This is a genomic window from Rothia gullae (genome assembly GCF_024294905.1).
Classification (GTDB): Bacteria; Actinomycetota; Actinomycetes; order Actinomycetales; family Micrococcaceae; genus Rothia.
Window position 1 is genome coordinate 90,807 of the sequence record NZ_JANCOC010000008.1, and the last position, 18,068, is coordinate 108,874.

General features: G+C 57.8%; 14 protein-coding genes and 3 tRNA genes. 5 read left to right on the forward strand and 12 right to left on the reverse strand.

The window, feature by feature from the left end:
* Positions 1-127 precede the first annotated feature (127 nt).
* Positions 128-1,870 (reverse strand): MDR family MFS transporter, encoded by a 1,743-nt coding sequence (locus NML54_RS06200; protein WP_254756703.1) that lies wholly within the window; start codon positions 1,868-1,870, stop codon positions 128-130.
* A 132-nt stretch (positions 1,871-2,002) separates the two neighbouring features.
* Positions 2,003-2,674 carry a TetR/AcrR family transcriptional regulator gene (locus NML54_RS06205; RefSeq protein WP_254756705.1) on the reverse strand — a complete coding sequence of 224 codons (672 nt, stop codon included), beginning with the start codon at positions 2,672-2,674 and terminating at the stop codon, positions 2,003-2,005.
* A gap of 165 nt (positions 2,675-2,839) precedes the next feature.
* On the opposite strand from NML54_RS06205, the gene cls reads away from it, so the two are divergent.
* The gene (gene cls / locus NML54_RS06210; RefSeq protein WP_254756707.1) at positions 2,840-4,318 is read left to right on the forward strand and encodes a cardiolipin synthase; all 1,479 of its coding nucleotides are present in this window, start codon (positions 2,840-2,842) and stop codon (positions 4,316-4,318) included.
* Positions 4,319-4,684: 366 nt separating this feature from the next.
* On the opposite strand, the gene NML54_RS06215 is transcribed toward cls, so the two are convergent.
* Complete coding sequence (locus NML54_RS06215) at positions 4,685-5,881, reverse strand: RNase H family protein (protein WP_254756710.1); 1,197 nt, start codon at positions 5,879-5,881, stop codon at positions 4,685-4,687.
* Positions 5,882-6,161: 280 nt separating this feature from the next.
* Here NML54_RS06215 and NML54_RS06220 point away from each other — a divergent pair, with 280 nt between their 5' ends.
* Complete coding sequence (locus NML54_RS06220; protein WP_254756712.1) at positions 6,162-6,440, forward strand: putative quinol monooxygenase; 279 nt, start codon at positions 6,162-6,164, stop codon at positions 6,438-6,440.
* 134 nt (positions 6,441-6,574) lie between these two features.
* On the opposite strand, the gene NML54_RS06225 is transcribed toward NML54_RS06220, so the two are convergent.
* Together NML54_RS06225 and ilvD are read right to left on the reverse strand one after the other, a co-directional pair.
* Complete coding sequence (locus tag NML54_RS06225; protein WP_254756714.1) at positions 6,575-7,609, reverse strand: 2-oxoglutarate dehydrogenase; 1,035 nt, start codon at positions 7,607-7,609, stop codon at positions 6,575-6,577.
* A gap of 253 nt (positions 7,610-7,862) precedes the next feature.
* Complete coding sequence (gene ilvD, locus NML54_RS06230; protein WP_254756716.1) at positions 7,863-9,707, reverse strand: dihydroxy-acid dehydratase; 1,845 nt, start codon at positions 9,705-9,707, stop codon at positions 7,863-7,865.
* Positions 9,708-10,122: 415 nt separating this feature from the next.
* On the opposite strand from ilvD, the gene NML54_RS06235 reads away from it, so the two are divergent.
* The gene (locus tag NML54_RS06235) at positions 10,123-11,955 is read left to right on the forward strand and encodes an alpha,alpha-phosphotrehalase (protein WP_254756718.1); all 1,833 of its coding nucleotides are present in this window, start codon (positions 10,123-10,125) and stop codon (positions 11,953-11,955) included.
* Between the two features lie 145 nt (positions 11,956-12,100).
* On the opposite strand, the gene NML54_RS06240 is transcribed toward NML54_RS06235, so the two are convergent.
* From NML54_RS06240 to NML54_RS06270, 7 genes are all read right to left on the reverse strand, one after another.
* Positions 12,101-13,066: an ABC transporter substrate-binding protein gene (locus NML54_RS06240; protein WP_254756728.1), complete on the reverse strand. Its 966-nt coding sequence runs from the start codon at positions 13,064-13,066 to the stop codon at positions 12,101-12,103.
* 5 nt (positions 13,067-13,071) lie between these two features.
* Positions 13,072-13,770, reverse strand: a complete 699-nt coding sequence (locus NML54_RS06245; protein ID WP_254756720.1) for an ABC transporter permease — start codon at positions 13,768-13,770, stop codon at positions 13,072-13,074.
* A gap of 3 nt (positions 13,771-13,773) precedes the next feature.
* Complete coding sequence (locus tag NML54_RS06250; RefSeq protein WP_254756722.1) at positions 13,774-14,538, reverse strand: ABC transporter permease; 765 nt, start codon at positions 14,536-14,538, stop codon at positions 13,774-13,776.
* Complete coding sequence (locus tag NML54_RS06255; protein WP_305882355.1) at positions 14,535-15,467, reverse strand: ABC transporter ATP-binding protein; 933 nt, start codon at positions 15,465-15,467, stop codon at positions 14,535-14,537. The genes NML54_RS06250 and NML54_RS06255 overlap by 4 nt, the downstream gene beginning before the upstream one ends.
* 277 nt (positions 15,468-15,744) lie before the next feature.
* Positions 15,745-15,817 (reverse strand) — tRNA-Phe (locus tag NML54_RS06260).
* A gap of 73 nt (positions 15,818-15,890) precedes the next feature.
* Positions 15,891-15,964, reverse strand: a tRNA-Asp gene (locus tag NML54_RS06265).
* Positions 15,965-16,032: 68 nt separating this feature from the next.
* Positions 16,033-16,105, reverse strand: a tRNA-Glu gene (locus NML54_RS06270).
* A 1,065-nt stretch (positions 16,106-17,170) separates the two neighbouring features.
* On the opposite strand from NML54_RS06270, the gene NML54_RS06275 reads away from it, so the two are divergent.
* Both NML54_RS06275 and NML54_RS06280 read left to right on the forward strand, forming a co-directional pair.
* Positions 17,171-17,326 carry a hypothetical protein gene (locus tag NML54_RS06275; protein WP_254756724.1) on the forward strand — a complete coding sequence of 52 codons (156 nt, stop codon included), beginning with the start codon at positions 17,171-17,173 and terminating at the stop codon, positions 17,324-17,326.
* A 32-nt stretch (positions 17,327-17,358) separates the two neighbouring features.
* Entirely contained in the window at positions 17,359-17,721 is a 363-nt protein-coding gene (locus tag NML54_RS06280; protein ID WP_254756726.1) for a hypothetical protein, read from the forward strand.
* The last annotated feature ends 347 nt before the right edge of the window (positions 17,722-18,068 follow it).

The following is an 18,068-nucleotide window of genomic DNA, read 5'->3' on the forward strand; positions in this document are numbered from 1 at the left end:
TAATCTTCAACGTGTACCGGTTATAGCCGGTGCACGCATAAGTTACACCGAAGCGGGGTAACAGTTCTAATTTTATGACGAAAAACTACGAGCCACTCCAGCACGCACCTTTTCGTTATCCCCCGTTCTAGGAACGCGGGAAGCCGCCAGCGTCCGAAGAGCCCACCTCAGGCGAAGCCTCCGAGCTCAACGACTCAGCAATCATCCTACGGGTAGGACCCCGCATGCTCTTCAGATCCTGCGCGTCCTTAGCAGCCATCTCCGGAGTAATCACCGGCATCGCGCCGGTCGCCGCTCGAGCAATATCAACAGCCGGCTCGGTCTCCAGGGCCGTTGCCAGCGCATCCTCACGAATAAAGAACAGAATCAACGTAGACGCCAGACCCAGCGGCACCAGGTACAGGAACAGCGGAATCAATGCATCGTTATACGCATTCACAATGATGCCGTGTACCGGCTCCGGCAAAGACGCCACCAGCTCAGGAGTCAGAGACGAAGACGCATGGCTACCCGAAGACTGCAGCGCCTGCTGGGGCATACGCTCAGAAATCAGCGAGGTCAGACGTGAGGTAAACAGACCGCCCACCAGCGAGGCACCCACAGTAGCACCCACCTGACGGAAGAAGTTATTCGACGCCGTCGCGGTACCAACCATACTCACCGGGAACGCATTCTGAACAATCAGAGTCAAGAACTGCATAGACATACCCAGACCGGCACCCATCACCGCAAGGTGCATACAGAACAGCCAGGTCGGAGTCTCAACAGTCACCGTCGACAGCAGGAACAGGCCCAGCGCCACAATCGCGGTGCCGCTCGTCACATAACGCTTATAGCGACCAGTCTTCGACACCACGCGGCCCGTCACAATCGACACCACCAGCATGACGCCCATCATCGGAATCATCAGCAGACCAGCCACCGTAGCGCTCACACCCAGCGCCATCTGCAGATAAGTCGGGATATACTCCACCGCACCGAACATTGCCACACCCAGCGCCAGCGAAGCACCCAGAGTCAACAGGAAGTTACGGTTCTTGAACAGGTACATGGGCATAATCGGCTCAGCCGCACGGTTCTCCACCGGGATAAACACCAGTGCAGCAACCACCGAGAAAATCAGCAGACCAATAATCTGCGGCGAAGACCACTCGTACTGATTACCGCCCCAAATCGTGGCAAGCACAAGCGCACTCGTACCCACCATCAGAATCAGCGAACCAAGGTAGTCGATGCTGTGCTTTTCACGCTCATGGAACGGGCGGTGCGGCAGCAAGAAAATCACCGCAAGAATCGACAGAATAGCCAACGGCAGGTTCAGCCAGAACGCCCAACGCCAACCCGGGCCCTCAGTAATCCAGCCGCCAATCAGCGGACCAGCCACCGACGAGAACGCGAAAACGCCACCGATAATACCCATGTAGCGGCCTCGAGCGCGCGGAGGAATCACGTCAGCAATCACCGCCTGAGAAAGAATCATCAGGCCACCGCCGCCCAGACCCTGCAGGGCACGAGCAAAAATCATCCAGTTCATGCTCTGCGCGAGCGCGCCAACAATCGAACCCGCTATGAAAGCAACAATCGCAAAAATCAGGAAGGGCTTGCGTCCGAACTGGTCAGAAAGCTTGCCGTAGACCGGCATCGTAATCGTCGAAAGCAGGATGAAAATGGTAATCACCCAGCTCATGTGCTCCACGCCGTGAAGCTCACCAACGATTGTGGGCAGCGACGGCGCCAGAATCGTCTGGTTCAGTGAGGACATGAGCATCACAATGACCAGGCCCATGAACATGGCGCGGATGCGGTTTTTGCTTTCCTGCTTAGTCTCACCGACTGGCGGCTGAGGTAGCTTCTTTTTCTCTGTACTCATCGTTTAATCCTTAGTTACGTTCTATATATGTCTGTTGTGAGTGTCCGCCGGATTCTGGATTCGGTTGCCTCGATTCAGGGCCTCCGAATCGGTTTCCGGCGGGCTTTTGCCGTTTGTAGTAGTGAACCGCCGCTAGATTGCGGGCCGGTTCTGCTCAAAAAGCAGGAACTGGAAGGTCTTCACCGTCTGGCGGATATGGCGGGCGATATCCTCTTTGTCCTCCAGGTCGCGGGCGAACTCCAGCTGACGAAGCACCGCGGAGGCAAGCTGGACCTTTGCGCGCGATCGCTCCCGGAAGTGATCGGTCAGTGGATCAGCGGGGGTTCGACGCGGGAAAGGGCCGCGGCGACCGGCCGCATCAAAAGCCACCCAGTCAATAGTGTTCAGGTACTCGGTGAGCACCTGTTCGCACTTCATGTAGTGCATTTTCATTCGTTTCGCGGACTCGGGGAACTCCTGAAAGGGAGCTCGGGGGTCCTTGCCATTGGCGTAGTGGAAGCTCTGGAAAATGACCTCCCAGAGTAGGTGGGTCACACGAATGATCGTGTTGTCATCCTCGTGAGCGCGGTCTGTTTCGAGGATTTCCTCGCTGACCGCTGGTTCACGCAGACCCAAGACGGCGTCCTCTTTGGAGGGGAAGTAGTTGAAGAAGGTACGCGGGGAGACGCCCGCCTCCTGGGCAATTTCTTCAACAGTGGTCCCGCGCATCCCGTGGTCGCGGACGCGTTTTAGGGCTGCTTCGTGGATTGCCGTCCAGGTTTGTTCGCGGCGGCGTTCGCGAAGGCTCTGTTCCTTTTTCTGCATAACTGCAATTATTTCACCACTGCACACAATGCTCAAGTGCATTTTTAGCATTAAGGCTCACAGCATAGCCAGCTAAACTCCAGCCCCACCACCGGCACACAATACCGGCACATCACATACGAAGCGGCCCCCAAGCCCCACACTAAATACCGGCATAATAGAGAAGTGAACTTGTTTGCCCCCACCTACCTCGACTTCCTGCCCGACTGGCTGCGCCTGGCGCTCGGCATCGCCGATATCCTCATCCGACTCGCAGCCCTCTTCTGGCTCCCCTACAACCGCAAACCCGTGGTTGCGCTGGGCTGGCTCATGGCAATCTTCTTCATCCCCTTCGTAGGGTTCATCGCATTCCTCGTCTTCGGCTCCTCGCGCCTGCCCGCCTATCGCCGCGCACGCCAACACGCCATGAACGACATGATTCGCGATGTCAGCGAAAACAAGCCCTTCCTCACCCACACCGATGACCTCTCCGACCCCGCCAAGGTAGCCAGCCAACTCAACTACACCCTCGGCTCGCTCCCCCTCGTCGGCGGTAACCAATTCGCCCTCCACACCGACAACCACGACGCGATGGTCGCCATGGCGGAAGAAGTCGACCGCGCCACCAAATACGTGCACTTCGAGTTCTACATCACCGCCTACGACGAGGCGAGCGCAGTCCTCTGGGACGCCCTCTTCGCCGCCCACAAACGCGGTGTACAGGTGCGCGTACTCATCGACCACGTCGGCTCCCGCAAATACCCGTCCTATAAGGAGCTCGTGAAAATGCTCAACGACTCGGGTATGCAGTGGCGCCTTATGCTGCCTCTCAAACCGTGGAAGCTCAAGTGGCAGCGCCCCGACCTGCGTAACCACCGCAAGGTCCTCGTCGTGGACGGCCGCGTCGCGTTCTCCGGTTCGCAGAATGCTATTCACCGCTCCTACGATCTACCCGAAAACGTCAAGAAGGGTCTGGAATGGAAGGACCTGACCTTCTCCTGCACCGGCCCCATCGTTGAAGAGCTCAACGCCGTTTTCGTCTCCGACTGGTACTCCGAAACGAACCAGCTGATCCTGGCAGAAATTAACACCACCATCCCCTACTACGAGGATGGGATGCGCGCCCAGGTTGTTCCCTCCGGCCCCGGTTTTGAAACCGAAAATAACCTGCGCCTCATCAACTACTTGATCTACAATGCTGAGCAGCGTATCACCATCTGCTCGCCCTACTTCGTGCCGGAAGAGACCCTACTGCAGGCACTCACGAACGCCGCATACTCCGGTATTGAAACCACCGTGATTGTGTGCGAGAAGGGCGACCAGTTCCTGCCGAACATGGCGCAGCGCTCCTACTACGAGCAGCTATTGCAGGCGGGTGTGCGTATTCTCCAGTACCCCAGCCCGACCGTGCTGCACTCCAAGTTCATGATGGTCGACGACGAAATCGCGTTCATTGGCTCGTCCAATATGGACCCGCGTTCCTTCTCGCTGAACATGGAAGTGTCAACGTTCGTCATTGACCGCAAAATGGTGGCGATGCTGGATGAAGTATGCGCCGAATACGAGCAGGTCTGCACCGAGCTGCTGTACACCCAGTGGGCGGAGCGCCCGCGCCGCATCAAGATGGCGGAGAACCTCTGCCGACTGTGGTCATCGCTCCTCTAAATAAAACTGCCCGCCCGGATAACCCCGGGTGGGCAGTTTTATTGTATGAGGCACTATCGCAGGATGCGCCGGAACGATAACAATGAAGAACGCCAGCACCAGCGGAATATATAGAGGAGGAAGAAACTGCATAAATTGGGTCCCCAAAAAATAGTGTGCACCCGCTAAAAATAGGGAGAATCGACAAATTCTTCACATAATTCTATCCCCGCCACTATGCATCTATCACTGCAGACCCGCCGCACACGAGCGCACACAGAACGAGCGCACACAGAAAAGGGCAAAAAGAAACACGCGACACCTCCGACATCGCATATCTTCGTATGCGGCGAATGCATCGCGCGTTCATTTCTACCCTGGACTAGTTTAGCGCCATAAACGGTTTCCCGTGTGGATTGAAGAAGGTTTAATCTGCAACCACTCCGGCGCAAGCAGGCGAACAGCCTTCGCACAACCCGACAAAGCAGTAATAATCGACTCGCAACGCTGATTAAACTCGCTCTGATGACGCTTATCCACAATCTGCCCCGGAAAATGGCGATGCATCTTCGACACAGAGTCGCTACTCTCCTGCAAACCGTGGCCCGTATGGCCCGGAACATGCTTCACCAGCACACGCTTCTCGCGGATAGCCTCCGTCAAAGCACACATCTGAGCCACCACACGCTCATCCTGAATACCCTCAGAAACCCACGCCTCAAAAGCCCAACGGCTATGCGCCAAACGCAACACAAACGTCAACGCGCCCAAAGAATCCGTATGAATAATCAGGCGGCGCGAACCGCTATGAAACACCGTATAAGCCGCCAACATCGCAGACAGCTCACCGGTCATAATATTCACACCATCATAATGGGCATGAAAATAGAAGCCGTCCTCACTCACGCCGGCAATGCCCATACGCCCGCCACGCTGATACTTCTTATTGTGAGTCGACCGGAACGAACAATCCGTGAAAACGCTATAGTCCTGCAGCTGATTCAGCGGACGAGGAGTCAGCGCCTCCTCCACCATCTCATCCACAGCGGTACGTGCCGCACACACCTCAGCCTGCATCCGCTCATACGCGGGCGTGCCAGCAAGCTTCACATGCACTTCACCCAAAGAATGGTTATCGTACGGGTCCAGCACCTTCTCAAAGGTGCGGTACTCCATAATCCCCTTCAACTGGTCGCAATCACGGAAAAGATGCTTCAAATTCTTACGGTCAGCAGCAATCGTCACCAGGTTCTGACGGTACTGCCCAGGAACCACATCCCACGCAGAAAGCACGGCACGACCCAGCAGACGCGGATGCACCTCATCGCAGCACTCCATGAGGGAATGAACGTGAGTGAAAAGCATCGGCTTCTCATTCACCACGGTGCGGGTGCCATCCTGCTTAGAAATAAAAACCACCGTCGACAAGGCTGAATAGCAAAAACCCTGCGCCGTACGATGCTCCTGAGCCACCGCAATCACAGCAACGCCCTGATCCGTGTACCCGGCAGGGTACGAGGCGCTATAGTCGGGCGCCTCCCAAGTCAGGGTGCATCGTTTGATATGCGCCGGTGAAAATCCCATGAGTGTCACCCCCCATGCGTGCCATACCGCGTCTCCTTCCATTCATGCGGTGTATCGTCCTCATTCTTTTATAGGTCGAAAAGAAAGGGGCACGCAAATATAAAACACCTTTTTTACAGTTAGCGAATGGAACAACCACAACTCCTCTCGCACCCCGGCACAGCACAAAACACAGCGCGAGAAACCCCGCGCATACCTCACCGAGGCGCAGGGAAAGGTGTAGGGTAAAAGAGTCATATACAACGCGGCAACCGCCGCACCACCCCTCAAGGAGAGCCCCATGATTGGTGTATACGCCGGAGTATCCGTCAAGCCCGAGCACGTCGCAGAATTCCTCAAGACCATCGAACCGCTCGTGACCGCAAGCCGCCAGGACGAAGGCAACGTCAGCTACGACTTCGGTGCCGTCTCCGACACCGACTTCGCATTCATCGAGCGTTGGGAATCCCCGGAACTGCTCGAAAAGCACATGGGCACCAAACACTTCCAGATGGCTATCGCCGCATGGGAGCCGCTGCTCTCTTCTGAGCTGGACGTTCGCATCGTCAACTTCCGCTAAACAACATTAAATACCGAAGGTGCCCGGCCCCCTAAGTGAGGGGTGCCGGGCACCTTCGCATATCAGTTATGGAGGCGAGCGCGGCTACTCGCAGCGCGCCTCGCCTTCATTCTCGGTTTAGCGGCGCTCTCTGTTTAGCGGCGCTCTATGCCAACCTCCACCGAATCAAGAGTGAAACCATTCGTCGCGCTCACACAATGCACCTTACCGGTACTCACCGACTTGCAGGTGTAACCGTACGCAGTCACCACCTGGCCAGTCGGCAGGGCGGTAATACCCTCGGTATTCACCGGCTCCGGGGTGGCGCTCTGACCGACCAGGCTCGCCTCGGGAGCCTGACCCTTCACCATGTGCACGCGCTGCTGCGCCTTACCGGAGGCGGCATCCCAACCCTCCAGGGTCACACCCACCAACGCCTGGCAATCCACACCCGACGGAGTCACCGAGCACGCGACCTTAGAGTCCGGGCTGGTGAAACGCAGCGCCTCAACTGTCTTCGCCGAATCGCCCTGACCGAAAGTACCGCCGCCGTAGACTTCAGCGAAAGTCAACGTACCCGAGAGCATGCGGGTCTGCACCGGAATCAGCGCCAAGCGCGGCTTCTCACCGCCACCGCCCTGCGTGAAGCAGGCGCCCGTAATGTAGTCGCGGCCCTGCACCTTCGTAGCGCACTGGTACCACTCAACACTCGCTGAACCGTCCTGGTTCTTGCGGCTGTTGAACAGACGCACCGCCTCCTGAGCCTTCGCGCAATCTGAACCGTCATACACGTAAATACCAACGGAACCACCCAGCAGGCTCGTAACACCGCAGCGGGTGCCCGCATCAATAGTGTTCGCAGAGCCACTCGCCGTAGCGTAGGCCGCCTCGTACTCGGCATCCGTGCTCGGCTCATTGGTCGGGATTGCTGCAGAATCAAAAGTTGCCGGCGCGTCCAGGCCGGCAGAGATCTGCACAGTATTCGGCTTCCAGGAGCCATCCGCCGATTTAAACAGGGTCTTCACATCAATGGACGCCGAGGAAGTCGCGGCCTTCATCGGGGTGGTTTCAGACTCATCAGCCTGCGGCTGAGCGGAGCAAGAGCTCAAAGCGAGCGCACCGATGCAGGCAAGAGCCGTCAGAGCACGACGAGTAAAAGCATGCTGTGCGCGTGCGGTCAGGGTAACCATGAATACGTCCTTGTGAGGGTTGCGAATTGCGTTGTGGTTGAGTGGTTGTATTGAGTCGGTGAAGCAGGTACCTAAATACCTTCTTAAACCCTACTGCACAGCAACTGACAAGGCAATACGCCGCACCGGGTATCCCAACGACGGTATACAAAGACGCGGACAAAGAACAGCGCCCCGCCCACAGAAAAACCGCGGAACGGGGCGCCAGCCCATCAGGGCAAGATATTAAATTCTCACACGATACGTGAGGGGCTTATGCGTCCTCAGGCAGGATGCGCACGCCGCCCTTATCAGCCGAAGCAGCCAGCATGCCGTACACCTTCAGGGCGTTCGATACCTGACGCTCACGCGGCTTGGTCGGACGCCACGGTGCAGCGCCCTTCGCCTCGCGGCGAGCAGCAAGCTCCTCATCCGAAACGTTCACACGCAGGATGCGGTTGTTCACGTCAATCTCAATCTCGTCACCGGTCTGCACCAGACCAATCGCGCCGCCAGCAGCAGCCTCCGGGGAGACGTGACCGATAGAAATACCGGAAGTACCACCGGAGAAACGACCGTCAGTAATCAGCGCACACTTCTTGCCCAGGCCCAGACCCTTCAGGTAGGAGGTCGGGTACAGCATTTCCTGCATGCCGGGGCCACCCTTCGGGCCCTCGTACTGGATGACGACAATGTCGCCTTCCTTCACGTTCTTCGACAGGATCTCGTGCACAGCCTCATCCTGCGACTCGACCACGAAGGCGCGACCCTTGAAGTGGAACAGCTCCTCATCAATACCAGCGGACTTGATAATTGCACCGTTCTGGGCGATGTTGCCGTATAGGACCGCAAGACCGCCGTCCTTGGTGTACGCGTGCTCCACGGAGCGGATGCAGCCGTTCTCGGCGTCAGTCTCGTGGGATTCGTACTTGTTCGCGGTGGAGAACGCCTGAGTAGTGCGCACGCCGCCGGGAGCCGCGAGGAACAGTTCCTTCGCCTTCTCGCTCGCCTTACCGCTGCGGATATCCCACTCGTCCAGCCACTCGTCCAGCGAGTCAGCATGAACAGAATGAACGTTCTTATGCAGCAGGCCGGCACGGTTCAGCTCACCCAGCAGGGCAGGAATACCGCCGGCACGGTGCACGTGCTCAATGTGGTACTTAGTGGAGTTCGGGGCGACCTTCGCCAAGCAGGGAACCTGACGCGAAATACGGTCAATATCCTTCAGGGTGAAGTCAGCACCCGCCTCGTGAGCAATCGCCAGGGTGTGCAGCACAGTGTTGGTCGAACCGCCCATCGCCACATCCAGCGCCATAGCGTTCTCGAACGCCTCCTTAGTCGCAATGGAGCGCGGCAGAATCGACTCATCATCCTGCTCGTAGTAACGCTTGGACAGCTCAACGATGCGGCGGCCAGCCTCCAGGAACAGCTCCTTACGAGCAACCTGAGTAGCCAAGGTGGTGCCGTTACCGGGCAGCGCCAGACCAATCGCCTCATTCAGGCAGTTCATGGAGTTAGCGGTGAACATACCCGCGCACGAACCGCAGGTCGGGCACGCATTCTTCTCAATCTGGGCGAGCGCAGCGTCACTGACGCTGTCATCAACAGCCATCACCATGGCGTCCACCAGGTCGAGGCGGTGCTCAACAATACCCTCAATACCCTCGCCGGACTCCATAGGGCCGCCAGAGACAAAGATGGTGGGGATGTTCAGACGCATAGCCGCCAGAAGCATGCCGGGGGTGATCTTGTCACAGTTAGAGATGCACACCAGCGCATCGGCACGGTGCGCGTTGACCATGTACTCAACCGAGTCAGCAATCAGATCGCGGGAAGGCAGCGAGTAGAGCATACCGTCGTGACCCATCGCGATACCGTCATCAACAGCGATGGTGTTAAATTCCTTGGCGACGCCGCCAGCCTCACGAATCGCACCGGCGACCAGCTCACCCATATCCTTCAGGTGCACGTGGCCGGGCACGAACTGGGTGAAGGAGTTCGCGATAGCAATAATGGGCTTGCCGAAGTCGTCATCGCCCATACCGGTGGCACGCCACAGGGCGCGGGCACCAGCCATGTTACGGCCGTGAGTTGAAGTACGTGAACGCAGTTCTGGCATTGTTTTACCTTCCGTAGTGATGCAAGTACTGATTTTACGCGCGGCGTCCAACGCTCTTCAGCTCAGGGTCACTTTGGTTTCATGCATCGAAACGCGCACGAGCCTGCAACCGCCTATCGGTGGGAGGGTTGAGGCCACGGGGGTTGTGCCGGATCTGCGGCAGAATTGCCCCCTTTGGGGTAGATGGGGGACATCACCCCATTATGCCCCCTAATCTGGAATGAGCCCAGGTTGCGGGCGGCGATATTCAGTCGGCGAACGCACCAGGAGGCGGCGGGCTGCCGTGCCTGCCGCGTACGGGCCTCGCTGCCTATACGTAGCAACATCCGTAGCACCGGCGCGGTTCGTTTCCAACGCACTGATCTATACACACTTTTATACACACTGAACCCTGTATACATTTCAGAAGGTTTCCATGACACAGGCACCCATCGCATCGCTCGCCCTCACCCCGGCAACCAGCCCGGCAGGCGGCAAGGATTTTGCGTCCTCCGTCATCTACCAGGTGTACCCCAAGTCCTTCTACTCCTCGGCGGGTGGCGCCTACGGCGACCTGCACGGCGTCATCGAGAAGGTGCCCTACATTGCTTCCTTGGGCGTGGACATGGTGTGGTTCAACCCGTTCTTCGCCTCCCCGCAGAACGACAATGGCTACGACATCTCCGACTACTACGCCATCAACCCCGACCTTGGCACCATGGAGGACGTCGAAGAGATGATTGCTACCCTCGCCGAGCACGGTGTGGGCGTCATGTTCGACATGGTGCTCAACCATGTTTCGACCGACCACGAGTGGTTCCAGCGTGCGCTTGCCGGTGAGCGCGAGTACTGGGATTACTTCTACATTCGCCCCGGCAAATACGCCGAGGATGGTCAGCTGCGCGAACCGACCAACTGGGAGTCGAAGTTCGGCGGCTCCTGCTGGTCTCGCTTTGGCGAGTACACGGATGAGCACGGTACTCCCCTGTTCTACATGCACCTGTACGACCGCACCCAGGCTGACGTGAACTGGTACAACCCGACTGTGCGCGACGAACTGTTTAAGGTCGTGAACTTCTGGTACGAGAAGGGTGTGCGCGGTTTCCGTTTTGACGTGATTAACGTCATCGGTAAGGGCGAAGAGCTACTCGACGCCCCCGAAAGCACCGTGGACAAGGCACAATACACCGACACCCCGATTGTGCACACCCGCATTCAGCAGCTGAACCGCGCCTCCTTCGGTCAGTATGATGACACCGTGACCGTAGGCGAAATGTCCTCGACCAGTATCGAAAACTGCGTGGGCTACTCCAACCCGGCACACCACGAGCTGGACATGGTGTTCAGCTTCCACCATCTGAAGGTGGACTACGAGAACGGCGAGAAGTGGTCGAAGGTGCCGTTCCGTTTTACCGAGTTGAAGCAGATTCTGAACGATTGGGCACTGGGTATGCAGGCCGGCGGCGGCTGGAACGCTCTGTTCTGGAATAACCACGACCAGCCGCGCGCGCTGAACCGTTTTGGTGACGTTGAGCGTTACCGGGCCGAGTCGGCGACCATGCTGGCGACCGTGATTCACCTGCTGCGCGGCACCCCGTACGTGTACCAGGGCGAGGAAATCGGCATGATTGACCCGGTCTACTCCTCGATCGAGCAGTACGTGGATGTGGAGGCGCACAACGCCTACGCGATGCTGCGTGAGCGCGGTCTGAGCGAGCAGCAGGCCCTGGAGATTGTGGCGTCGAAGGCTCGCGATAATTCGCGTGTGCCGATGCAGTGGACCGCGGATCCGGTGAGTGCCGGTTTTGGTTCCACGTCGCCGTGGTTGGCTCCCGCCCCGGTGCGTGATGCGGTGACCGGTGCCGGTATTTCGGTGGAGGATGAGGAACGCGACGGCGTGATTCTGCCCTACTACCGCAACCTGATTGCCCTGCGCAAGCAGTACCCGGTCATCTCTGTGGGTTCGTACGCGCCCTACGCACTGGATCACGAGCGGGTGTTTGCGTACCTGCGTGAGCTGCCCACCGAGGCTAGGGCTGATAACGGTAGCCCGGCGCAGTGTCTGCTGGTGCTGACGAACTTCTACGGCGAGCCGACCGAGGTTGAGGTTCCGACTGAGTTTGTTCGTTCCGGTCGCGTGCTGGTGTGTAATTACAAGAATTCTGCGGTCGATTCCGTTGCGGCAGATTCTGCCGTATCTGATTCGGCTGAGACGGTGACGCTGAGCCTGCGCCCCTACGAGGCTCTGGCGCTGCTGATTGAGGGCTAAAAGCTACTATATGCCCCTCCACTAACGTGTGGGAGATGGGTAATATAAACCGACCTGGAAATATTCTATTTCTAGAATATTCCCAGGTCGGTTTTGTTTATAGACATTCCTGTAGAGGAATTAATGTGGAATATCAAGCAGACTTTTAGAAGCCGTGCTCGTTCAACCAGGTAGCCGCCGCCTGCGCGGGCTCCTGCTTAGAGGTACCCGAAACACGGTCATTGAGAGTGCGCAAATCGGCAGTAGTGAGCTTCGCCGAGACGCGATTCAGAACCTCCGCCGCGGAGTCGGGAACTCGCGATGTATTGATAATGGGCAGCACCTGTTGAGCCAGAATCATATTCTTCGGATCCTCCAGCACCACCAGCTGATTCTGCTCAATTGCGGGGGTGGTCGAGTAAAGGTCAACCACCTGCACGGTGTCATCCAGCAGGGCCTTGACGGTCAGCGCGCCGCCGCCATCCGAGAGGGGCACAAACTCAGCGGGGACGCATCCGTACTTCTCTTTCAGACCCGGGATGCCGTAGGCACGCTCGGCAAACTCCGGGGCGGCGCCGAGCTTCAGATTCGTACAGCGGGAGGCGAGGTCTTCAAGGCTTCGCAGACCGTATTTCTGGGCGGTCTGCGAGGTAACAACGAGCGAGTCCTTATCCTCTGCCTCGGAGGCGTTCAGGGCGCGGATTTCAGCCCCGGAGCCACCCGTGGTGAGGGTGCCGAGGGCGGCGGGTAGCGCCTGCAGAATCTCCTGCGCAGTGCTAGCTGTAGCCTTCGGGTCAAGGTAAAGCAGCAGGTTGCCGGAGTAGTCCGGGATAACGTCCACCGCACCGGAGGCAAGTGCCCCCAGGTACGCCTCGCGGGCACCGATGCTCAGTTGGGTGCGGGCATTGAATCCCACCCGGGCGAGGGCTCCGGCGTAGATTTCGGCGAGGATTTGGGATTCGGCGAAGGCCGCTGAGCCGACGATGATTCCTTCATGTTCGCCGCTGAAAACTTTGTCGCCGCTGAGCCCGCAGGCGCTAAGAATACCCACCATACCGAGCGCTCCGGCGGCGGTTAGAGCAGTGCGACGAGATACGGTACGGCGCGTAAAGGTTTGATGCGTCTGATTCATCAGGTTCATGCCTTCTTCCGATTGATGGTGAGCCCCGCGGGGGTGAGCACACGCTGCACGATGCTCATGAGCGCATCCACGGCGAAGGCGAGGACCGCCACGAGCAGGGTTGCGACGAGCATACGCGGGTAGTCGCGCACGGCGAGCCCGTCGAAGAGGTACCTGCCGAGGGTTCCGCCGCTCAGGTAGGCGACGATGGTCGCGGTTGCGATGACCTGCACGAGTGCGGAGCGGAGCCCGCCGAGCATCATGTTGGCGGCGAGCGGGATTTCGAGGCGGGTCAGGATCTGCCATTCGGTGAGGCCTTGGGCGCGGGCTGCGTCCACGAGGTCTTCCGGTACGGCGGCGAGGCCTTCAAGAACTCCGGCGAGCAGAGGTGCCGCCGCAATAATAATGAGCACGATGATGGCGGGCAGGGTTGAGACGCCCAGCCAGAGCGCCAGGATGGTGAGCAGACCGAGCGCGGGTAGTGCGCGGGTGGCGGCTACGGCGCTCATGAGTAGGTTGCTGCGGTGGCGGTTAGCGCCGTCAGAGGGTCGGTGGTGTCCAGCCCAGAGGCCCAGGGGCACGACGATGAGTGCCGCACAGGCGGTGGCGAGGGCGGTGACGCTCAGGTGTTCGAGCAGGCGCACGAGGATTCCGCCGTTTCCCTGCCAGTTGGCGCCGTCCAGGAGGTAGGCGAAGGTTCGTTCTATAACATTCACGGGTTATGCCTTCCTTTCGGAGCGGCTACGGTTCGTAACCGTAGCCGCCTGCCAGGGCGTAAGTACCCTCGTCAGAAGGATAAGGAGCAGGTCGAGGGCCAGTGCCAGCAGCAGGCTAAGGATTACGCCAGCCAGGATTTCCGAAGGGATATTGCGCGCGAGTCCGTCGGTAAAGAGCGTGCCGAGCGAGGGTACACCAATGAGGGCGCCCACGGACACCATCGCAATATTTGCCACGGTTGCCACACGGATTCCCGCCATAATGACGGGCATAGCGAGGGGCAGGTAGAGCTCCATCAGCGCCTGTCGGGGCGTGTATCCGAGGGCGCGTGCAGATTCGTGTACGCTATCGGGCACGGAGTCGAAGGCATCCACACCGGAGCGCACCATGAGCGAGAAGGAGTAGATGCTCAGGGCGACGAGTACGTTCAGCGGGGAAATAATGGAGGTTCCCAGAATAAGCGGCATCAGCACGAACAGTGCGATTGAGGGGATGGTGTACAGCAGTGAGGAGAGGTGCATGAGGGTTCGCGCACCAATTGAGCGTTCGGAACGGCGGTCACGGCGACGGCTCGCGTAGTAGGCGACCGGCAACGCGACGAGAGCTCCAATCGCGACGGGCACGACGCCTTGGTAGAGGTGGCTGAGGGTCAGCTCGAGGATGCGCTGGCTGTTGGTGGCGACCCATTCCCAATGCATATTGCTTGCGGCAAGGGGATGCGCGGCGAGGGGTGGTGCCGCGAGCACAAAATTTTCTAGAAGACTCATGCGCTTTTCTCGCCTTCTACCGCACCATTCTGCGCTTCTCGGGAGGCGGCAAGTCGGCGTATACGCGCTTGGCGCACCGTATGCTCATCCAGCAGACCAGCAACGGAACGGCTCACGAAGGAGCGCACAACATCATCGGCGGGGCTGTAAAGAATCTCTTCGGGAGTACCAAACTGTGCGAGTCGGCCGCCCTCCGCGAAGACGGCGATTGTATCGCCGAGCAGAAGCGCCTCATCAATGTCATGGGTAACGAACACGATTGTCTTGGCGAGTTTCCCCTGTAGGCGCAGCAGCTCTTTCTGCAGGTCGGTGCGCACCACCGGATCCACCGCGGAGAACGGTTCATCCATCAGCAGGACAGGCGCATCGGCGGCGAGAGCACGCGCCACACCAACGCGCTGCACCTGACCACCCGAAAGCTGGGAGGGGTACCGCTTGGCGTACGAAGGATCCAGACCGACCACGTCAAGCAGTTCGAGGGCGCGAGCTTGCGCCTCCTTGCGGGAGGCACCGAGCAGGCGCGGCACGGTGGCGATATTCTGCGCAACGGTGCGGTGCGGCATGAGCCCACCCTGCTGCATCACGTAGCCGATGCCGCGGCGCAGCTCGTAGGGGTTCTTCTCGTACACGTTCACGCCGTCAATGGTGATGGTGCCACTATTGGGCTCCACCATGCGGTTAATCATGCGTAGACTGGTGGTTTTACCGCAGCCGGAGGGGCCGACGAACACGGTAATCTGCCCGGCGGGAATATGCAGGTTCAGGTTCTGCAGCACCGTGGTGGGTTCACCGGTTCGGCTCGGGTAGCTCTTGGTGATGTTCTCGAAGCGGATTCCGCCCACCTGAGCACTATCGACAGCAGTATTTTTTGCCCAGGGAATTTGGGGTGAGATCTCCGGAGGCTGAGCACTGGGATTCTGAGCGGTCATGGGTGCGGCAATCCTTTCTACAGCCTGGTGTTACAGCCTGGTGTTACGGCCCGGTTTTATAACCCGGTGCGTGCGCCGTGCCCGCAGAAATATTTGGTCAGTTTTCTGCGGGGGCTTTCTAGCGTGGGCGTGGCGTTGTTTCCGTATACAAAAAGGCGGCATCTCAGGGTTTTATTCCCAAGATGCCGCCTTTTTGACGGTTTTGCAGTATCTGTAACCGCAAAGTTTTTTAAAAAACAAAACCCGCCCCACTGTAGAAGCCTGGAGGCGGATTTCGTGGCTCCGACCGGCGTCGATCCGGTGACCTTACGATTTTCAGTCGTACGCTCTACCAACTGAGCTACAGAGCCTTGCGTATCTACTTTTAGATACGCAATGACCGCGTCTTCGGATGAATAATCATCTGAACTTACGCGGCCAGAGCGACCCCGACGGGACTTGAACCCGCGACCTCCGCCGTGACAGGGCGGCGCGCTAACCAACTGCGCTACGGGGCCTTGTTGGAATCAACAGAAGTAAATTCTATATCATCTAACTTGGCTTTGCAAATCGTGAGATTTGCAAGTACCCCCAACGGGATTTGAACCCGTGCTACCGCCGTGAAAGGGCGGCGTCCTAGGCCGCTAGACGATGGGGGCCTAGTCGATCGAACAGGTTCCGTTTTCTTCATCCCGTCGTTCGAACCTCCACTAGTCTATGACAGGTTTCCGGAGGCACGCAAACTGTTTTGTTCGATTTTGCCCGATTTTGACCCCCATTTTCGACCATTTATAGCCTGGCACATATGTGTTTAAGCTTGTCAATGAGGATTCAGAAAAACTTCAAAAAATTTTAAAATTTCTTCACAACACCCCATATCAAGGACTTTTGGAGGGGTTTTAGCAACTTTTGGGCACCTACAGAGACCTCGAGGAAGTCTTGTTTTCTGCTTCGATTTCTACAGATTTCCTTCAGGATCTTTCAAAATTTTGCTCCGAAGACACTCCTAAGAGAGTCAAAGACCTTTGAACGGCCCTTCACCAGAGTTCCAAAAATCCGTTTTCCGCTCCCTCACTCACCTCACGGCAGCCCAAAAAGCTCCACAATATCTCTAAAAAATTTTCAGTACTTGCTGCCCCCCTAATACCTGGCACCTCTATATCTGCCCCCTATATAGGGGGCATAAGTAAAGGTATAAGGGGCGCATGCAAGCACAACCCGGGCCACAAAACCGCAAGAGAGTGTGCGGCGAATTCTGCAGTGAATCCTGTGATAGATTCTGCAGTGGATTCGACGGTGCATCTTCAGTGAACCTAGCGGCGCATCCCTTCAGCAAGACTCATCTCAACCTTCAAGCGACCCATAAAAATCTGCCGCGCAAAGCAACGACCAGTCAGAGTGCACGTAGATGCAAATATTCATTCTCAGGAATACGATAAACCGGCTTGTCAGATGCGTATTTTTCTCTCAGTACAGATATCTACGCAATTATGACAACGTAGAAATATAAAGATTTGATAAACCTCTAGCGATTGACAAGGAGAGATAAAAGCCAACTGAAAATACCCCCTGAAATGGCTTGAAGCCCCCTCTTTGAGCACCGTACTATAGAGGGCGTAAGGTCACTTCCGGACCTTGCACGGGGCCCCTTCCGGAGCCCCAGACGTAAAGTCACCGCACATTACAACACCGATAAACCGGATAGAGATCCAAAGGGGAATTCAATGTCCGCAACGATGAATCGCCGCACGGCATTCCGTACACTCGGCGTAGGCACCGCAACCATCGCTCTCGGCTGTGCTGCTGCGCCCATAGCGCAGGCACAGCAGATGGCGCATCCGCAGAAGGCAATGACACTGCCGACCAGCAGCTCAAGCTGATTCTGCGCCGCCTAGAGCAGGTACCTGCCCGTTTGAAGTATACGAAGCCTGGATCCTCCAACCGCGTTAATAGTGGCATTGAGAGCGCACTGGGTAACCTGACCACCGTCCAGGGCACTGACGCAAGCCGTCAGATTGCAGGCGCTAACGCCGCTATTCGTAAGTCTGATGGACGCGCCCACGCAGCTCTCTCCCCCGTTGGTGTTATTGCCTGCGTTGTCAGTATTGCAAAGGTTGTCATTCAGCTGGGCATCGCCATTTACAAGCTTGTTAAGGCACTCGTTAACGCCTTCAAGCAGTGGAAGACCTTCAAGAACATCGTGAAGGCCATCATTTCTGGTGAAGCCCGCAAAAAGCTGGGTACTGAAACTGAAACCGTACTCAAGGCCATTTAGGCATTGAAGACGTCCTCAAAAAGTGTGCATAGTCTACATACCGTACGGCTATGCGCTTGTTTAGAGAGCTAATCTTGGTGTTTCTTTAGCTTTCTAGACCCCGTTAAAGGGATGCGCCGCACGTGGAATCACTGCATGGGCTCGCTGCGCATCCGGGTAGCCGGAGGGTATGTCCTCGAGTGTCTTCGGCACCTGCCCAACCCACCCCGCATAGCCTCATGGTGCGGGGTGGGTTTCTTTAACCGCTCTTTCGATAACTCTTCCGGGCGAGCATTTTCCAAGAGCTATCCCCGGGGGGGGGGGGGGGGGCCCGGGGGGGGCGGCGGGGGGGGGGGGGGGGGGGGGGG